General features: G+C 63.6%; 13 protein-coding genes. 5 read left to right on the top strand and 8 right to left on the bottom strand.

Features of this window, described 5'->3' with window-relative positions; all coding sequences use genetic code 11:
* Positions 1-58: 58 nt before the first annotated feature.
* On the top strand, positions 59-364 hold the full coding sequence (locus tag HMPREF9696_RS16875; protein WP_002714251.1) for a DUF6460 domain-containing protein: 306 nt from the start codon (positions 59-61) through the stop codon (positions 362-364).
* Positions 365-421: 57 nt separating this feature from the next.
* A complete protein-coding gene (locus HMPREF9696_RS16870; RefSeq protein WP_002714250.1) occupies positions 422-1717 on the top strand; it encodes an MATE family efflux transporter in 1296 nt (431 codons plus the stop codon).
* Here HMPREF9696_RS16870 and HMPREF9696_RS16865 read toward each other — a convergent pair.
* Entirely contained in the window at positions 1692-2786 is a 1095-nt protein-coding gene (locus HMPREF9696_RS16865; RefSeq protein WP_002714249.1) for a quinone-dependent dihydroorotate dehydrogenase, read from the bottom strand. The two genes, HMPREF9696_RS16870 and HMPREF9696_RS16865, sit on opposite strands and share 26 nt — an antisense overlap.
* Positions 2783-3127, bottom strand: a complete 345-nt coding sequence (locus tag HMPREF9696_RS16860; protein WP_002714248.1) for a DUF952 domain-containing protein — start codon at positions 3125-3127, stop codon at positions 2783-2785. Before HMPREF9696_RS16860 ends, HMPREF9696_RS16865 begins: the two co-directional genes overlap by 4 nt.
* Before the next feature lie 217 nt (positions 3128-3344).
* Here HMPREF9696_RS16860 and HMPREF9696_RS16855 point away from each other — a divergent pair, with 217 nt between their 5' ends.
* Positions 3345-3971 (top strand): S24 family peptidase, encoded by a 627-nt coding sequence (locus tag HMPREF9696_RS16855; RefSeq protein ID WP_002714247.1) that lies wholly within the window; start codon positions 3345-3347, stop codon positions 3969-3971.
* Between the two features lie 9 nt (positions 3972-3980).
* Here the strand turns inward: HMPREF9696_RS16855 and ybaK are convergent, their stop codons facing one another.
* From ybaK to HMPREF9696_RS16835, 4 genes are read right to left on the bottom strand one after another with little or no spacing between them, the layout of a single operon-like run.
* Entirely contained in the window at positions 3981-4454 is a 474-nt protein-coding gene (gene ybaK / locus HMPREF9696_RS16850; protein ID WP_002714246.1) for a Cys-tRNA(Pro) deacylase, read from the bottom strand.
* Between the two features lie 19 nt (positions 4455-4473).
* On the bottom strand, positions 4474-6114 hold the full coding sequence (locus HMPREF9696_RS16845; RefSeq protein ID WP_002714245.1) for a lysine--tRNA ligase: 1641 nt from the start codon (positions 6112-6114) through the stop codon (positions 4474-4476).
* Between the two features lie 25 nt (positions 6115-6139).
* Complete coding sequence (locus HMPREF9696_RS16840; protein ID WP_002714244.1) at positions 6140-6790, bottom strand: Pr6Pr family membrane protein; 651 nt, start codon at positions 6788-6790, stop codon at positions 6140-6142.
* A gap of 17 nt (positions 6791-6807) precedes the next feature.
* Positions 6808-7677 (bottom strand): transporter substrate-binding domain-containing protein, encoded by an 870-nt coding sequence (locus HMPREF9696_RS16835; protein ID WP_002714243.1) that lies wholly within the window; start codon positions 7675-7677, stop codon positions 6808-6810.
* 154 nt (positions 7678-7831) lie between these two features.
* Here HMPREF9696_RS16835 and HMPREF9696_RS16830 point away from each other — a divergent pair, with 154 nt between their 5' ends.
* The gene (locus tag HMPREF9696_RS16830; RefSeq protein WP_040301549.1) at positions 7832-9871 is read left to right on the top strand and encodes a glycosyltransferase family 2 protein; all 2040 of its coding nucleotides are present in this window, start codon (positions 7832-7834) and stop codon (positions 9869-9871) included.
* On the opposite strand, the gene HMPREF9696_RS16825 is transcribed toward HMPREF9696_RS16830, so the two are convergent.
* Both HMPREF9696_RS16825 and HMPREF9696_RS16820 read right to left on the bottom strand, forming a co-directional pair.
* Positions 9862-10452: an SCO family protein gene (locus tag HMPREF9696_RS16825; RefSeq protein WP_002714241.1), complete on the bottom strand. Its 591-nt coding sequence runs from the start codon at positions 10450-10452 to the stop codon at positions 9862-9864. The genes HMPREF9696_RS16830 and HMPREF9696_RS16825 overlap by 10 nt on opposite strands.
* Positions 10453-10607: 155 nt before the next feature.
* Positions 10608-11069: a hypothetical protein gene (locus tag HMPREF9696_RS16820; RefSeq protein WP_002714240.1), complete on the bottom strand. Its 462-nt coding sequence runs from the start codon at positions 11067-11069 to the stop codon at positions 10608-10610.
* A gap of 262 nt (positions 11070-11331) precedes the next feature.
* Here HMPREF9696_RS16820 and HMPREF9696_RS16815 point away from each other — a divergent pair, with 262 nt between their 5' ends.
* Entirely contained in the window at positions 11332-12990 is a 1659-nt protein-coding gene (locus HMPREF9696_RS16815) for an FAD-binding dehydrogenase (protein WP_002714239.1), read from the top strand.
* Positions 12991-13023: the final 33 nt, after the last annotated feature.

The raw sequence follows: 13023 nt of genomic DNA, 5'->3' as shown, positions 1-13023 counted from the left end.
AGACAGTCCCCCATCTGGCGTGCTATTGTGCGATAACGCACTCACGCAGGAGACCACGATGCCCGACGAGGTGAAGGAATTGCCAGCCAGAAACGACGACGCCCTGTCGCGCTTCCTGGGCGGTTCGCCATTGTCGGTGCTGCTGCGGCTGGTGCTGCTGTCGCTGCTGGTCGGCGTCGTGCTGGCCGCGATCGGTTTCGATCCGTGGAACATCGTCTACAGCATCCGCCGCCTGATCGACTGGGTCTGGAATCTCGGCTTCGATTTCGTCAACGGCGTGTGGCGCTACTTCCTGCTCGGCGCCGTGATCGTGATCCCGATCTGGCTGATCTCGCGTCTGTTCAGCAGCCAGCGGCCGCGCTGATTGAGCGGATCGTTTCAGGTCACCAGCGGGCGCGTCTTCGCCATCGCCGCGCCGGCAATGCTGGCCAATCTGACGACGCCGTTTCTCGGCGTCGTCGCGACCGCGGCCGTGGGCCGTCTCGGCGAGCCGTATCTGCTCGGCGGCGTCGCCATCGCCTCCATCGTCTTTGACTGCATGTTCTGGCTGTTCGGTTTCCTGCGCATGGGGACCGTGGCCTTCACCGCGCAGGCTGTCGGCGCTGATGACCGGCTCGAGATCCGCGCGGTCCTCGCCCGCGCCCTGCTGATCGCAGTTCTTGTCGGTATCCTGCTGATCGTTTTGCACGCGCCGCTCTCCGCGCTAATCTTCAGCCTGATGGGCGGCAGCGACGCCGTCACCGGCGCGGCACGCCAGTATTTCGCGATCCGGCTGTGGTCCGCGCCCTTCGTGCTGGCGAACTATGTGCTGCTGGGCTGGCTGGTCGGACAGGCGCGCACCGGAACGGCGCTGGCGCTTCAGGTCATCATCAACGTGGTCAACATGGCGCTGACGGCCTGGCTGGTGCTCGGCCTCGGGACGGGTATCGCGGGCGCTGCAATCGCGGCCGTCATCGCGGAAACCGTCGGGTTGCTTGCAGGCGCTGTTGTGGCGTGGCGCAGCCTCGGCGGACGCTTGAATGTGCCGCGCGATGTGCTGCTTGATCGCACCAAACTCCTGCACATGCTGGCGATCAACCGCGACATCATGATCCGCACCGCGGCGTTGATCGCAGCCTTCCTGTTCTTCACCGCGCAGGGCGCACGCGCCGGCGACAACGTGCTGGCCGCCAACGCGGTATTGAACAACTTTATCCTGATCGGATCGTTCTTTCTCGATGGTCTTGCGAACGCCGCCGAACAGTTGTGCGGGCGCAGCGTCGGCGCGCGCGACCGGCAAGGCTTCGCGCAGGCTGTCAAACTCGTGACGCTCTGGGGCTTTGTATTCGGGGCGACGGTAACGCTGATCTTCGCTGTCGCTGGTGCGCCGCTGATCGACGCCATCACCACCAGCCCCGAGGTCCGCGTCGCCGCACGCAACTTCATGTGGCTTGCCGCGCTGGCGCCGGTGTGCGGCGTGATGGCCTACAGTTTTGACGGGATCTATATCGGCGCGACCTGGGCACGGGACATGCGCAACCTGATGGTCGCATCCTTCGCGATCTATCTTGCGGCATGGTGGCTGCTGCTGCCGTTCGGCAACAGCGGATTATGGGGTGCGCTTCTGGTGTTTTTCATGGCGCGCGGCCTGCTGCAGGCCTGGCGCTATCCTGCGCTGGCCCGGATCACCTTCAGGGAGGCTGCGCCGCAGCTTACTCCGGCCAGGGCTCCGCCGTAATCGTCGCGGCGTCTGCGCCGACGATTTCGGTGAGACTGTCGCGCCCGGTCCGCCGCAGTGTGGACACGAGATCGGCCTTGATGTCCTCGACAAGACCGAGACCCTTGTAGACGAGCGATGAATAAAGCTGGATCAGGGTTGCGCCTGCGCGGATCTTCATCAGCGCTGCGCCGCCGGAGTCGATGCCGCCGACACCGATCAGCGGGAACGCGCCCTCGGCGCGCACATAAGTTTCCGCCACCATGCGCGTCGACAGCCGCAGCAGCGGACGCCCGGACAGGCCGCCCTGCTCTTTCGCCTTCACCGTTTCACGCAAGGACGCGGGCCGCGACAGCGTGGTGTTGGCGACGATCATGCCGTCGACGCGGCGCGAGCGCGCGATGTGAACCACATCGTCGAGTTCCTGCAGCGTGAGATCGGGCGCGATCTTGAGCAGCAGCGGCGAATCGCCGGCGTTCTTGCGCACGCGCTCGCGTGCGTCGATCACGCGCGCGAGAAGGTCGTCCAGCGCCGCCGCCTGTTGAAGATTGCGCAGGCCGGGCGTGTTCGGCGACGAAATATTGATCGTGAAATAGCTCGCCACCGGCGCGAACAGTTCGATCAGCCGGACATAGTCCGCCGTGCGGTCCGCCGAATCCTTGTTGGCGCCGACATTGACGCCGACAATGCCCCCGAGGCGCGCCCGCGCGGCGAGACGGCGCAGCACGGCTTCCGCGCCATCGTTGTTGAAGCCCATCCGGTTGATGACGCCGGAATCCTGCTCCAGCCGGAACAGGCGCGGGCGGGGATTGCCCTCCTGCGGCTTCGGCGTTACCGAGCCGATCTCGACAAATCCGAAGCCGAGTTTCAGCAGTGCATCCGGCGCTTCGGCATTCTTGTCGAAGCCCGCCGCCATGCCGACAGGATTTGGAAAATTCAGGCCGAAGGCCCGCACCGCCAGTTTTGGATCGCTCGCGCGCGGCTTGCCCGGCGGCAACAGCCGCAATCCGCCGATCGCCAGCCGGTGCGCGTCTTCCGGATCGAGACGGCGCAACAGCGGCAAGGTGAGAGAATCGAAAGCGCGGATCACGAGGCCAACTCCGGAATGTCGTGCGAACCGTCCGAGCGCATTCGCAGATCATGAATTGCGGTCACTTCGCCGGTGTCGAGTTCACCATAGAGATGTGGAAACAGTTCGCCGCCGCGCGATGGCTCCCATCGCAAGGCATCGCCCAGCGCATCCGCATCCACCGCGATCAGGAACAGTCCGCTTTGGCCGGCGAAATGCTTCGCAACCGTCCCGGGGAGCTGCGACGCCGTGGAAAAATGGATGAAGCCGTCGCGCTTGTCGTCCGCGCTGCCGCGAAAGGCGCCCTGCCGCTCGGCCTCGCGCCAGGCCGAGGCCGAACAAATCTTGTAAATCACGGGCACGGCGGATGACTCTCGCTAGCTATTGAAATCGTTGATGATTTTCTGATATTCGGGCGGATACGCGACAGACCGTATCGGCGCAGCCCGGTCACTTCAAGGGCAGCGTTGAGAGGATCGCCATGCATTGCAGAGTTGCGAGATTCAAGGTAATAATTCCTAGTTTCCGATAAAATTCACTGCCCGGTCCGGTCGGCTGGGCCAGACATCCGGCCCCCTCATGTTGACCCACGATCAAATCTGGAATGCGCTCGATCGCCTCGCCGAACGCGCAGGACTTTCAGCATCCGCGCTGGCCAAGCGCGCGGGACTCGATCCCACCACCTTCAACAAGTCGAAGCGCATCACGCCGGACGGGCGCGAGCGCTGGCCCTCGACCGAGTCGGTCGCGAAGGCTCTGGCCGCGACCGGCACCACCGTCGACACGTTCGTGCAATTGATCGAAGACACCGCGCGCGCGGTGCAGGCCGTGCCGCTGCTCGGATTCGCCGAAGCTGGCGCGGGCGGCTATTTCGACGATGGCGGCTTTCCGGTCGGCAAGGGCTGGGACGAGGTCGGCCTTCCGTCGGTCAACGACGAACACGCCTACGCGCTGGAGATTTCCGGCGACTCGATGAAGCCCGCCTATCGCGATGGCGATGTGATCATCGTGTCACCCGGCTCGCCGATCCGCCGCGGCGACCGCGTGGTGGTCAAGACCAAGGATGGAGAAGTCACGGTCAAGGAACTGAAGCGGCGCACGGCGAAAGTCATCGAACTGCAGTCGCTCAATCCGGCGCACAAGGACCGCACCATCGACGCCAAGAACGTGGAGTGGATCGCGCGTATTGTGTGGGCGAGCCAGTAAGAAGCTGCCTCACGCCACCAGCGGCGCCACAATCGCATTCAGCGCTTTCGCTGCATCGCGCGGATTGAGCCGCACCTGCAGACCGCGCTGCCCGCCATTGATGTAAACCAGATCATGCGCCACCGCCTGCTCTTCGATAGCGGCGCGCGGCGGCCTCGATTGTCCGAACGGACTGATGCCGCCGACCTTGTAGCCGGACAGCCGCTCGGCGTCGGCCGGCTTCATCATCTGCGCGGATTTTCCGCCGAACGCCGCCGCGAGTTTCTTCATCGAGACTTCGCGATCGGACGGAACGATCACGCAGACCGGCTTGCCGTCGACCAGCGCCATCAGCGACTTGAGCACGCGCGCCGGCTGTTCGCCGAGCGCCTCCGCGGCCTGCAGCCCAATCCGATCGGCATCGCCGTCGTAATCATAGGTATGCACCGTGAACGCGACACCGGCCTGTTCCAGCATTTTCGTGGCGCGCGTCGCCCTGGACATGCCGTGCTCCTGGCGGATGTCAGCCGGCGCTCCGCGCCAGCGCGCCGTCGATCATCGCAATGGCATTCGCGACACCATACACAGCGACAAACGAGCCGAACCGCGGACCCTTCTCCTGACCGAGCAGCACCTGATAGAGCATGTTGAACCAGTCCAGCGACACGCCGGGACGGCCATCCTTGCCGGCCTTCTTGTGATCGAGGAACGGCTCGCGGCGGCCAATCTCATAAACGACGTTCTGGATATCCTCGGCGGACGCATCCGGCGGAAGCTGCGAGAGCGCATCGCGCAGATCAGTCAATGCAACGCGCTCGCTCTCGGTCGGCTCGCGGAAGGTCTTCGTTGGGGCAACAAAGTCGCGATAATAGTTGATCGCATAGCCGACCATCGCATCCAGCTTCGGATGGGTCTGCGGCGTCACGCCGGGACGATAGCGGCCGATGAAGCCCCACAGGGTTTCGGCGTTCTCCGCGTTCGACGATGAGACCAGCGTCAGCAGAAGCTGGAACGTCACCGGCATGTCGCCCAGCGGCGGGTTGCCAGCATGGATATGCCAGACCGGATTGCTCAGACGCTGCTTGCCGTCCTGACGCGGATAGCCGTCGATGAACTGCTGATAGTCGTCCACGTTGCGCGGGATGACGTCGAAATAGAGCCGCTTGGCCGCCTTCGGTTCGCGGTACATGAACAGCGAGAGCGATTCCGGCGAGGCATAGCGCAGCCATTCGTCGATGGTGAGGCCGTTGCCCTTCGACTTGGAAATCTTCTGACCCTTGTCGTCGAGGAACAGTTCGTAGTTGAAGCCTTCCGGCGGCACGCCGCCGAGCGCGGTGCAGATCTTGCCAGACAGCTTGACCGAGTCGATCAGGTCCTTGCCTGCCATTTCATAATCGACACCGAGCGCGACCCAGCGCATCGCCCAGTCCGGCTTCCACTGCAGCTTGCAGTGACCGCCGGTGACCGGAACGGTGACGCGCTCCCTGGTCTCCGGATCGTCGTAAGACACCGTGCCGGCCTTCGCGTCATGCTCGACAATCGGCACCTGCAGCACGACGCCGGTACGCGGCGAGATCGGGAGAAACGGCGAATAGGTCGCCGCACGCTCCTCGCGCAGCGAGGGGAGCATGATCGCCATCACCTTGTCGATGTTCTGCAGCATCTTCAGCAGCGTCGCGTCGAAGCGGCCGGACTTGTAATACTGCGTCGACGAGGCGAACTCGTAATCGAAACCGAACGTATCGAGAAACGCGCGCAGCCGCGCATTGTTGTGCTCGCCGAAAGAAGGATGCGTGCCGAACGGATCGCGCACCTGCGTCAGCGGCTTGCCGAGATCCTGCTCCAGCATCTCCTTGTTCGGCACGTTGTCCGGCACCTTGCGCAGACCGTCCATGTCGTCGGAGAACGCCAGAAGGCGCGTCTTGATCTTGTCTTCCGTCAGCACGCGGAAGGCATGGCGCACCATGGTGGTGCGCGCCACCTCGCCGAAGGTGCCGATATGCGGCAGGCCCGACGGTCCATAACCTGTCTCGAACAGCACCTCGTCCTTCGGATTTTTCTTCAACCGCGCGACAATCTGCTTCGCCTGCTCGAACGGCCAGGCGTTGGATTGTTCGGCAAGCGCCCGCAGGTCGCTCGCGGTGACGGGCATTTCAGTGGACATCAGGAATCTCCGCGCGGGGATCAGTTCAGACCGGTTGGCGGCGCGCGAGCCACCAGCCGATCAACACCAGGCACATGCCGATCGCAGCGCAGACGACCAGCAATCCGGCTGTATTAGCCGCAACGCTTGCATAACCCAAGGTCTTGGCGTCGATAAAGGGGTATGGATAGAACCCCGACATCTTTCCGCGCACGAGCACGAAGCCGAGATAGAACAGCGGATAGATGGTCCAGAGCAGCGGATCGTACCAGCGCAGGCCCGCCTTGCGGACGCAGGTCAGCCAGAACAGCAGATAGGCGACCGGCATCAGGTAATGCATCACGATATTGGTCAGCGACGTCGCATTCTGCGGCGGCTCGATCGGGCGCAGCACCATGACGTAGATAAGACCGACCATCACGATATAGGCGGCGACCGCCGAACGTACGAAGGGATGCACCAGCCACTCCTCGGGACCGGTCTTGATCGCGAACGCCGTCAGCACCAGGGCGGCGAGAATGTTGGTCTGGATCGTGAAAAAGGAGAAGAAGCGCAGCGTCGCTTCTGTGGATGAGATCCCCTGATCGCCCATGGCGCCCGTGAAACGCGCGTACCCAAACACGAGAGTCGCCCAGCCCAGCAGCGCAAGAAGCGCCGCGGCGGTCCGCTTGAGTTTCGCCGTTCGCGTCACAGTCATGACCGATATCCGGAAAGTTAGAACGGACTGACCGAGAAATAGCGCAGCCACAAATCGGTGTAACGGCCCTTTTCCCAGAGCCGGAACATCGCCCAGTTCAGCGCCTGGCGCAGCACATCATTGCCGCGTTTGACGCCGATGCTGACGCCTTCGCCGAAATAGCGGCTCTCGATGAAAGGTCCGCCGCTGAAGGCGCAGCAGTCGCCGGAATCGGTGCCGTTGAGCCAGAAGGCCAGCGAAATCGCATCCCCGAAGATGAAATCGACCTCGCCCCGGCGCAGCGCAAGGCGCAGCGCCTCGTCATTCGGAAAACTGACAAGCTGCGCGTCGGTAAACAGGGCTTTCAGATACGCCTCGTGCGACGAGCCTGCGATCGCGCCGACCTTCTTGCCTTCGAGATATTCGGGACGGACTTCCGCCATCACCGCATCCTTGCGCGACACGAAACGCGCCGGAGAACGATAGTAAGGATCGCTGAAATCGAGCTTGGCGCGAAGCTGCGGCGTGATCGCCAGCGAGGCAATGATGGCATCGCCGCGGTTACCGTTGATCGCGTCCACCAGCGTCTCGAAGCGGCGCATCTGGATGGTGCAGGCCACCTTGATCTCTTCGCAGATCATCCGCGCCAGATCGACATTGAAGCCGGCGGGATTGCCGTCAGGCCCGGTAAAGTTGAACGGCGGATAGTCCGTTTCGGTGAGAAAGCGAATGACGGTGAGGCGCGATAAATCCGGCCGGTCGGGCCGTCGCCGCGGATCCCAGAACCCCGGCACGGCCTGAGGCGCGGCAGGCTGCGGGATCGCGGCCTGCGCCGGTTTGGCCGCAGCAGCCGGTGCCGTTCCCTGCGCCAATGCCTGTGCCGCAAACAGATATCCAGCCGCAGCCATAGCAATACCCAAAGCTGCACCGGCAGCTCGGCGCAATCGGACATTGAAGACAGGTACCATCTGTGGTTGCATTGGCTGGGGGTTCCGCGTGCCGGGTCTTATAGACCATCTGCGGGACGATTCGAGTGCGTTTGTGGCGTGGGGTAACGGTCAAATGACCGTGGCTGGGCAAGCGGACGATGCCGGTGAACCGAGGCTGCAGCGATTTGCCAGCCTGACCGCGACCGCGCGAGCGCTGACCGCATCGCTCGCCGGCTTTCTCGGATTTCCACGATCGCAGAACGACAACCGGCCCGGCTACTTTGAGCCCGGCCCGGCCGCCGAACTCGACTGCCTGCAGCATGTTCTGGCGCCCGGCGTTCTGGCTGCGGCCGAGCGGCGCAGCGACGATGTCGGTATCGGCGCCGATAGAGTTCTGATTCAATCGGGCGTGATCAGCGAAGAGGCCTATCTCGATTACCTTGCCGCGGGCACCGGTGTGGCCATCGAAGCCCTTGAACACATCACTTCCGATGACTGCCTGCTGCCCCTGAATGAAATTCACCTGTGCGCGCGGCACGGACTCTTGCCGATCCGTCAACACGGCGAGCTGATCTATGTCTCGGCGCCGCATGGATACAGCGCACGGCGCATTGCGCGGCTGATCGCGCAATATCCGTCACTGCGCCCGCGTCTCCGCCTTGTGTCCATCCCGCGTTTCAACGCATTCCTCGAAACCCGCGCCGGTGACGTGCTGGCACAAGTCGCGGCAGATGGCCTCGCCGCGCGCTTCCCCGATTTGTCGGCAGCGCCTGCCGCACTGTCGCAACGCCGCGCATCCGGGGCCTTTCGTTATCTCCTGCGGCTCGCCGGCCCCGCTGCGCTGTTCACGCTGGCCCCGATGCTGATGATCGACATCTGCGGCGTCATCCTCGCCATCTGGTTTCTGCTGTTCACCAGCCTGCGGCTGGCCGGATGCCTCTCGCGGCCAAAACGCCGGCCGCGCCGGCCGCGCCGGCCACGCCTGCACGACAGCCAGCTCCCCGTCTATACGATAGTCGCCGCGCTTTACCGCGAAGCATCGTCCGTCGCGCCGCTGATGAAACACATCAATGAACTCGACTATCCGCCGGAAAAACTCGACATCAAACTCGTTATCGAAGCCGACGACCTGCAGACGCGCGCGGCGATCGCAAGGCTCGGCCCGATGCCGCATGTCCAGGTCATAATCGCACCGGTCGCCGGACCCAAGACCAAACCCAAAGCGCTCAACTGTGCGCTGACCTTCGCGCGCGGCACCTTCGTCACGGTGTTCGATGCGGAAGACCGGCCCGATCCGGATCAGCTTCGCAGCGCTCTCGAGGTCTTCGACACACACGAACCGGACGTCGTGTGCGCGCAGGCAAGCCTGTGCATCGACAATACCGCCGACGGCTTGCTGCCGCGGATGTTCACTGCCGAATATGCCGGACAGTTCGACGTCTTCCTGCAGGGTTTTTCCAACTTCGAGATGCCGCTGCCGCTCGGCGGATCGTCCAACCACTTCCGCACAAGCGTGCTGCGCGAGGTCGGCGGCTGGGATCCCTATAATGTCACCGAAGATGCCGACCTCGGCTTCCGTCTCGCGCGATTTGGCTATCGCGCCGTGATGTTTCCATCGACCACCTACGAGGAAGCGCCCGCACGGTTCGGCGCATGGCTGCGCCAGCGTTCACGCTGGATGAAGGGCTGGATGCAGACATGGAGCGTGCATATGCGCTGGCCGCGGCGTTTGTGGCGCGATGCAGGACCCGGCGGCTTCTTTACACTCAATATCGTCGTCGGCGGAAATGTCCTGACGGCGCTCGCGCATCCGCTTCTGCTTGGCGAGATTCTTCTGCGCGGCGCGATAGGCCTGTGTGACGGCAACGTGACGCCGTTCCTGGCGAAGCCGTTTATCGGGCTGTATCTCGCAACGATTGCAGCAGGCTATCTGACCACGGCAATCATCGGCCTGATCGGACTGGCGAAGCGAGGCCTGCTGTCGGAAGCATGGATACTCGCGCTCACGCCCGTTTACTGGATCTGCCTGTCCATCGCGGCGTGGCGCGCGCTCTATCAGTTTCTCACCGAACCCTACCGCTGGGAGAAAACCGAACACGGGCTCGCGCGTCATTCCCGCATCGCGGCCTTGAGTGAAGGCCAGAAAGCCCGGCGAAGCGGGGTTCAGAGATAGCGTTTCAACTCTGTTGCAGCCTCTTCAGGCGTACGCTTAAGGTTGAACGGACGGACGAAATGTCCGTTGCGGTCCATCAGATAGATCAGCGCGGTGTGATCCATCGTGTAATCGCCATCCTTCAGCGGGATTTTCTTGGCATAGACCCGATAGGCCGAGATCACCTTGGCGACTTCATCGGGCGTTCCGGTCAGCGCCTTGAGGTGCGGATCGAAACTGGACAGGTAGTCCTTCATCACCGCGGGCGTATCGCGCTCGGGGTCGACCGAGACAAAATACGCATTGACCTTGTCGGCATCGGTCCCCATCGCGCGCAGCACTTCGGACATTTCAAACAGCGCGGTCGGACACACATCCGGGCAATGGGTGAAGCCGAAGAACACGATGCTCGGCTTTCCAAGCAGGTTCTTGTCCGTCACCGTCTGGCCGGCCTGATCGGTCAGCCGGAACGGCCCTCCGATCGCCGAAGGCGCCGCGGCGCGCGGCAGCCCGCCCATCAGCCAGAGCGTCACCAGAAGTCCCATCGCCAGACTTGCGGCAAATGCCGCGATAATCACAAGCGGCCGGGTCGTCCTGTCCATCGCAATCCGTTCCTTGATCTTCTGCCGCCGGCGATCCTGCGGCCTGTTCCGGGCTGGAGATGGGATAGAGGGCGCAGCCCGCGCGGGCAAGCGCAGCGCCGCCATGTCCGATCACATGACGGCGAGCAAATCTCGGGTAAATCGCGGCTTTTCGGCTAGCGCAGGTGCGCGGACGCCTGTGCGTCCATATAGCACGGGCGGTACATGCTCGCGAGCTCGCGGCCGCGCAGGAAGATCATGCGGGGTTTCAGCCCGCCACGCCGGGAAATCCAGCTCCGGATCGACGACGGATACATCTCATAGAGCATCCGGGTTGCTTCGCGGTTGGTCACCGGCCGGCCGCCCGCGCCAAAATCCCACGCCGCGTGAAAGCCAAGGCTGGCGCGCGAAGTGACGCAAATCTTGTCATGCGGAACAGCGCCCAGCACGATGGTGCAGGCCGATGCGCACAGCCCGTCGATCACCACCGTCTCTCCGGAGCCCTTGAGGCTTTGATACTTGTCGACATAGGTCCCGATGCGGCCGCCGCGGTCATCGGAAATCCGGACCACAGCCTGGCTCGCTCCGACTCCCAAAAGGAGAAGGACTGCCGCAAGTAACCCCGTCACAATCTTCATTGCCGGCCCCGTCGCCCCCTGCCTGTCTCAATCGGGGCAATGTCAGCGTGTTGCGAGTCTGGTTTTTTGTCCAGTTCGCCTTGCGACGCGCGAATGGATTCTGCCGTAGTGTTGCTGGCTTGCTGCACTTGCACCGGTCGATCCCGAATTGGAACAGCGCGATATGGTTCATTGAACCACTGGTCCAGAATCCTCCGCCGCGATTTCCGTTGACCCGGCTTCGCGCGCCGCGCTTCTATTCCCGCAGGGTGGAGGGAACAAAATGTCGAACGATGCGGACGTCATTGTTGTCGGAGCCGGCCTCGCGGGCCTTGTGGCCGCGACCGAACTGGCCGACGCCGGCAGGCGTGTCATCGTTGTCGATCAGGAAGGTGAGCAGAACCTTGGCGGGCAGGCGTTCTGGTCGCTCGGCGGTCTGTTCCTCGTCGACACCCCGGAACAGCGGCGGCTCGGCATCAAGGATTCCCACGATCTGGCATTACAGGACTGGATGGGAACGGCTGGTTTCGACCGCGAGGAAGATCACTGGCCGAAGAAATGGGCGGAAGCCTATGTCGCCTTCGCCGCCGGTGAGAAACGCGGCTGGCTGCAGGCGATGGGCCACCGGCTGTTTCCGGTGGTCGGCTGGGCCGAGCGCGGCGGCTACGATGCCATGGGCCATGGTAACTCGGTGCCGCGCTTTCACATCACCTGGGGCACCGGCCCCGGTGTGGTTGAACCGTTCGAGCGCCGCGCGCGGGAACATGCAAAAACCGGCCGCATCACCTTCAAGTTCCGGCATCGGGTCGATGCCCTCGACATGACGAACGGCGCGGCCACCGGCGTCAGCGGCAAGCTGCTCGAACCGTCTTCCGAGGCGCGCGGCGAAAGCTCCTCCCGTGTCGAGACCGGCGATTTTTCGCTCAAGGCGCAGGCCGTGATCGTCGCCTCCGGCGGCATCGGCGGCAACCACGATCTGGTCCGCGAGAACTGGCCGAAGCGTCTTGGTGCGCCACCGAAGTTCATGGTCGCCGGCGTTCCCGCCCATGTGGACGGACGCATGATCGGCATCACTGAAGCCGCGGGCGCGCGCCTCATCAACCGCGACCGCATGTGGCATTACGTCGAAGGCGTCCGCAACTGGGCGCCGATCTGGCCGGGTCATGGCATCCGCATTCTGCCCGGCCCGTCGTCGATGTGGTTCGACGCCACCGGCAAGCGCCTGCCCTCGCCGCTCTATCCCGGCTACGACACGCTCGGCCAGCTCGAATACATCATGCGCACGGGCTACGACTATTCCTGGTTCATCCTGACCCAGAGCATCATCAAGAAGGAGTTTGGTCTCTCCGGCTCCGAGCAGAATCCGGACATCACCGGCAAGAGCTGGCGGCAGGTGATCCGCCGCGCCGGCGCCAAGGGCGGCCCCGAGCCGGTCGAGGCCTTCAAGAACAAGGGCGCCGACTTCATCGTCCGCGACAATCTCGAAGACCTTGTGGCCGCCATGAACAAGCTCGGCGGCTCCAACCTGCTCGATCCCGCTTTCATCCGCACGCAGATCGAGGCGCGCGACCGGGAGATCGACAATCCGTATGTGAAGGATACCCAGGTAATGGGCATTCACAATGCGCGGCGCTATATCGGCGACAAGCTGATCCGCACCGCCAAACCGCACAAAATCCTCGATCCGGCCCACGGCCCGCTGATCGCGGTGAAGCTCAACATCCTGACCCGCAAGACACTCGGCGGCTTCGAAACCGATCTCGATGCGCGGGTGTTCGGCAATGACGGCAATATCATCCCCGGACTTTATGCGGTCGGCGAAGCCGCAGGCTTCGGCGGCGGCGGCGTACATGGCTATCGCGCGCTGGAAGGCACGTTCCTTGGCGGCTGCCTGTTCTCGGGCCGCAACGCCGGGCGCGCGGCGGCGAAGGCAGTGTTGTAACCGCGGCGGTGCCGCGTGTGACAACCCGGCTCC

Source organism: Afipia clevelandensis ATCC 49720 (genome assembly GCF_000336555.1).
In the GTDB taxonomy this organism is placed as follows: domain Bacteria; phylum Pseudomonadota; class Alphaproteobacteria; order Rhizobiales; family Xanthobacteraceae; genus Afipia; species Afipia clevelandensis.
The sequence above is the reverse complement of the archived record's forward strand: the minus strand, read 5'-3'. Positions and strand labels throughout refer to the sequence as shown.

What these genes read in the sequence shown, in the direction of transcription:
- ybaK (WP_002714246.1), bottom strand. Translation starts at nt 4,454, where the DNA reads ATGTCCAGGGCGACGCGCGCCACGAAAATGCTGGAACAGGCCGGTGTC.
- HMPREF9696_RS16835 (WP_002714243.1), bottom strand. Translation starts at nt 7,677, where the DNA reads ATGGCTGCGGCTGGATATCTGTTTGCGGCACAGGCATTGGCGCAGGGA.
- HMPREF9696_RS16840 (WP_002714244.1), bottom strand. Translation starts at nt 6,790, where the DNA reads ATGACTGTGACGCGAACGGCGAAACTCAAGCGGACCGCCGCGGCGCTT.
- HMPREF9696_RS16820 (WP_002714240.1), bottom strand. Translation starts at nt 11,069, where the DNA reads ATGAAGATTGTGACGGGGTTACTTGCGGCAGTCCTTCTCCTTTTGGGA.
- HMPREF9696_RS16830 (WP_040301549.1), top strand. Translation starts at nt 7,832, where the DNA reads ATGACCGTGGCTGGGCAAGCGGACGATGCCGGTGAACCGAGGCTGCAG.
- HMPREF9696_RS16870 (WP_002714250.1), top strand. Translation starts at nt 422, where the DNA reads ATGCTGGCCAATCTGACGACGCCGTTTCTCGGCGTCGTCGCGACCGCG.
- HMPREF9696_RS16825 (WP_002714241.1), bottom strand. Translation starts at nt 10,452, where the DNA reads ATGGACAGGACGACCCGGCCGCTTGTGATTATCGCGGCATTTGCCGCA.
- HMPREF9696_RS16875 (WP_002714251.1), top strand. Translation starts at nt 59, where the DNA reads ATGCCCGACGAGGTGAAGGAATTGCCAGCCAGAAACGACGACGCCCTG.
- HMPREF9696_RS16845 (WP_002714245.1), bottom strand. Translation starts at nt 6,114, where the DNA reads ATGTCCACTGAAATGCCCGTCACCGCGAGCGACCTGCGGGCGCTTGCC.
- HMPREF9696_RS16815 (WP_002714239.1), top strand. Translation starts at nt 11,332, where the DNA reads ATGTCGAACGATGCGGACGTCATTGTTGTCGGAGCCGGCCTCGCGGGC.
- HMPREF9696_RS16855 (WP_002714247.1), top strand. Translation starts at nt 3,345, where the DNA reads ATGTTGACCCACGATCAAATCTGGAATGCGCTCGATCGCCTCGCCGAA.